The organism is Kitasatospora sp. NPDC091257, assembly GCF_044757675.1.
In the GTDB taxonomy this organism is placed as follows: Bacteria; Actinomycetota; Actinomycetes; order Streptomycetales; family Streptomycetaceae; genus Kitasatospora; species Kitasatospora lactacystinica.
In genome coordinates this window covers 1-3,053 of sequence record NZ_JBIVVI010001104.1, presented here as the reverse complement: position 1 = coordinate 3,053, position 3,053 = coordinate 1, and the positions used below count along the sequence as shown (strand labels likewise).

The 3,053-nt window shown below is 75.5% G+C and carries 4 protein-coding genes; 1 reads left to right on the top strand and 3 read right to left on the bottom strand.

The features are described from left to right. Window positions 1-858 (top strand): alpha/beta hydrolase family protein (locus ACIQOV_RS34935; RefSeq protein ID WP_401054873.1); only part of this gene is annotated, 858 nt, incomplete at its 5' end. A 73-nt stretch (window positions 859-931) separates the two neighbouring features. On the opposite strand, the gene ACIQOV_RS34930 is transcribed toward ACIQOV_RS34935, so the two are convergent. The 3 genes from ACIQOV_RS34930 to ACIQOV_RS34920 form a co-directional block, all read right to left on the bottom strand. Then, window positions 932-1,537: a TIGR03086 family metal-binding protein gene (locus ACIQOV_RS34930; RefSeq protein WP_401054872.1), complete on the bottom strand. Its 606-nt coding sequence runs from the start codon at window positions 1,535-1,537 to the stop codon at window positions 932-934. A 114-nt stretch (window positions 1,538-1,651) separates the two neighbouring features. Beyond that, window positions 1,652-2,407 carry an SDR family NAD(P)-dependent oxidoreductase gene (locus ACIQOV_RS34925; RefSeq protein ID WP_380547030.1) on the bottom strand — a complete coding sequence of 252 codons (756 nt, stop codon included), beginning with the start codon at window positions 2,405-2,407 and terminating at the stop codon, window positions 1,652-1,654. A gap of 140 nt (window positions 2,408-2,547) precedes the next feature. Then, window positions 2,548-2,970: a class I SAM-dependent methyltransferase gene (locus tag ACIQOV_RS34920; protein ID WP_401054871.1), complete on the bottom strand. Its 423-nt coding sequence runs from the start codon at window positions 2,968-2,970 to the stop codon at window positions 2,548-2,550. Window positions 2,971-3,053: the final 83 nt, after the last annotated feature.

The window sequence follows — 3,053 nt, the reverse complement described above, 5'->3', positions numbered from 1 at the left end:
TCGGGCGCGGCGAGCGCGATCATGCCGAGCGGTCCGGCGACGGCCACCGCCAGGCCCGCGCAGACCACGGCGACCACCAGGACGCCGACCCGCAGACCCCTGCTGCTGCTCGGGCACGGCCGCAAGGGCGGGCGCAGCAACTGCACCGCGCTGGCCGAGGAGTTGGCCGCGCACGGCTACCTCGTCGCGGCCGTCGACCACACCTACGACGCGGCCGCCGTCGAGTTCCCGGACGGCCGGCTGGTGCTCAGCGTCCTGCCGGAGGACCCGCCGGACTGGGACGCCGCCGAGCGCCAGGAGATCGCCGCGCGGGTCGGCGACCTGCGCTTCGTCATCGGTGAACTGACCGGCCGCCGGCTGCCGTTCCGGATCGACGAGGAACGGATCGGCGTGCTCGGCCACTCCATGGGCGGAGCCGCGGCCGCCGAGGCGCTCCGTCAGGACCGGCGCCTGCGGATCGGCCTCGACCTCGACGGCGGCCTGTTCGGCTCGCCCGTCCCGGAGCTCGGGCTGGACCGCCCGTTCCTGCTGCTCACCTCGCTCGACGACCACGACACCTGGCAGCGCTGGCGCGAGCACCACCGCGCCTGGGGCCGCCAACTGCGCACCCTGGGCGCCGGCCACCTCAGCTTCACCGACCTGCCGCACGCCGCCGCCCCGGGCAACCTCCCGGACCACCTCCCCGCCGAGGTCGTCACCGCCCTGCTCGGCACCCTGCCCCCGGCCCGCGCCACCGCGCTCACCCGCACCTACGTCCGGGCCTTCGCCGACCGCTTCCTGCGCGACCGCCCCTCCCCGCTCCTCGACGGCCCGTCGCCGCGCCACCCGGAGATCGAGTTCCGCTGGAGCCACCCGTAGGAACCGCCGGCCCCGGGGCGCGGCGCCGGGGTGCGCGGCTCCCCGCGGCCGGGGGTCCGCGGGCAGGCCCTGCCTAACTCATCAGGCCCGCCGCCGGGTCGCGGCCGAAGAAGGCGGCGAGCCGGTCGTACGCCGGGGCGTCGTCGGGGACGGCGACGGCGGGGCCGAAGGCGTGCCGCTCCTCCTCCGCGCCGCGGTACTCGGGCTTGAGCGCACCACCGGCCCAGGCGAGCGCGGCGAGCGCGACCTCGTGGTCCAGGCCCTCGGTGGACTGGCCGGTGGCGTGGGCCAGGTCCCAGCCGTGGACGGCGAATTCGGCGGTCTGCTGGTCGACCGGGAAGCGGGCCGGCAGGTCGCCGAAGCCGGGGACCTCCAGGGTGCCGCCGAGGTCGCCGGCCGCGCGCCAGGCGTCGACCAGTTCCTCCGCCCCGGCCTCGAAGGCGTGCAGCCAGTCCTCCTCGACCCGTTCGAAGGGCTGCGACCAGTCCGGCTGCCCGCCCTTCGCCCGTACGGTGAACTGCCGCAGGTCGTGCAGGAGGTGGCTGATCAGGTCGCCGACGTCCCAGGAGCGGCAGGGCGTCGGGTGGCCGGCCAGCTCGACGCCGGTGCCGTCGATCAGCCCGGCGGTCTGCGCGAGGGCCCGGGCGAGCAGCCCGATCGGGTCTTCCGCTGCGGTCATGGCACACCTCTCGGTACGGGGTCCCGGTACGGGAGCACGGGTCGTGCCGGGCGATCGTAAGCGCGGGCGCCGACAACCGCCCGGCACGACACCGTGCCCGCCGGGCCCCGCGCGTCAGGCGGCGAAGCCGCCGTCCACCGCCAGTTCGGCGCCGGTGACGTACCGGCCGTCCTCGCCCACCAGGTAGGCGACGGCGGCGGCGACGTCCGCGCCGGTGCCGAAGCGGCCGAGCGCGGTGAGCCCGCTCTGGAACTCCGCCGACGGGCCGTCGACCGGGTTCATGTCGGTGTCGATCGGCCCCGGGTGGACCAGGTTGGCGGTGATCCCGCGCGGCCCGAGCTCCCGGGCCAGCGCCTTGGTCAGGCCGATCAGCGCGGCCTTGCTGGTCGCGTACAGCGTGGCGCCGGGGAAGGCGACGCGCTGGGCGATGCAGCTGCCGACGGTGACGATCCGTCCGCCCTCGGCCAGGTGCGCGGAGGCCGCCCGGGCGTAGAGGAAGGGTGCCCGGACGTTCACCTCCAGCACCCGGTCGACGTCCGCCAGGGTGAGGTCGCCGATCGGGCCGAGGACGCCGACCCCCGCGTTGTTCACCAGGACGTCCAGCTTCCCGAACCGCTCGACGACGGCCTCGACCACGCCCTCCACCGCCTGCGGGTCGGCGCTGTCCGCCCGTACGGCCCAGCCGGTCCGCCCCATCGCGGTGATCTTCGCGGCGATCTCCTCGGCCCGCTCCGCACCGCCCTGGTAGGTCACCACCACGTCGGCGCCGTCCTCGGCCAGCCGCAGGGCGACCGCCGCCCCGATCCCCCGGCTGCCACCGGTCACCAGGGCCACCTTGCCGTCGAGCACCATCGCACCGTTCATCGTCATATCTCCAGAACTCCTCGTTCCGATCTCGGACATGACTCGATCCTGGTCCGACGGGCTTCAAACCTCCGGCGGTATTCGGACGTTGCGTTCAACGTTCAACAATGCCGTGCGGCACCCCCGCACCCCGGCGCACACGCCCACTAGTGGTAGTACGACCCGACCGCCGGCTGACCCGTCCAGTTGGGCCCGGCCGCCGGGTCGGCTCCGGCGTAGGCGAAGGGCAGCGCGACCTCCCGCCCGCCGTCCAGGACCAGCAGGTGCCGGCGCGCCCGGTACTCGAAGCCGGCCGCCCGCAGCGCCGCCACCACCGCGCGGGCCGCGCCGGAGCCGTCCGGGCGGCGCACCGACTCCGGGTCGAAGTGCGCGGCGAACCGGCCGTCCGGGGTCAGCCAGGAGGCGGCGCGGGTGATCGCACCGAGCTGGTCGCCGAGGTAGTGCAGCCCGTGCACACAGGTGATCAGGTCGTAGGACCGTTCCGGCTCCCAGTCCGCCACCGCCGCCGTGACCAGGCGCAGGTGCGGCAGCTCCGCCAGGTCCGGCGGCGCTGCCGGCGGGCCGACCACTCACCCGCGGCCACGACTACGCCTACTACACCGACAACGCCCACTTCATGGCCGGCCGCGACCTCCACTTCCCCTCCACCGCG

Coding starts and splice junctions, on each gene's coding strand:
- ACIQOV_RS34925 (WP_380547030.1), bottom strand. CDS start 2,407: ATGACGATGAACGGTGCGATGGTGCTCGACGGCAAGGTGGCCCTGGTG.
- ACIQOV_RS34930 (WP_401054872.1), bottom strand. CDS start 1,537: ATGACCGCAGCGGAAGACCCGATCGGGCTGCTCGCCCGGGCCCTCGCG.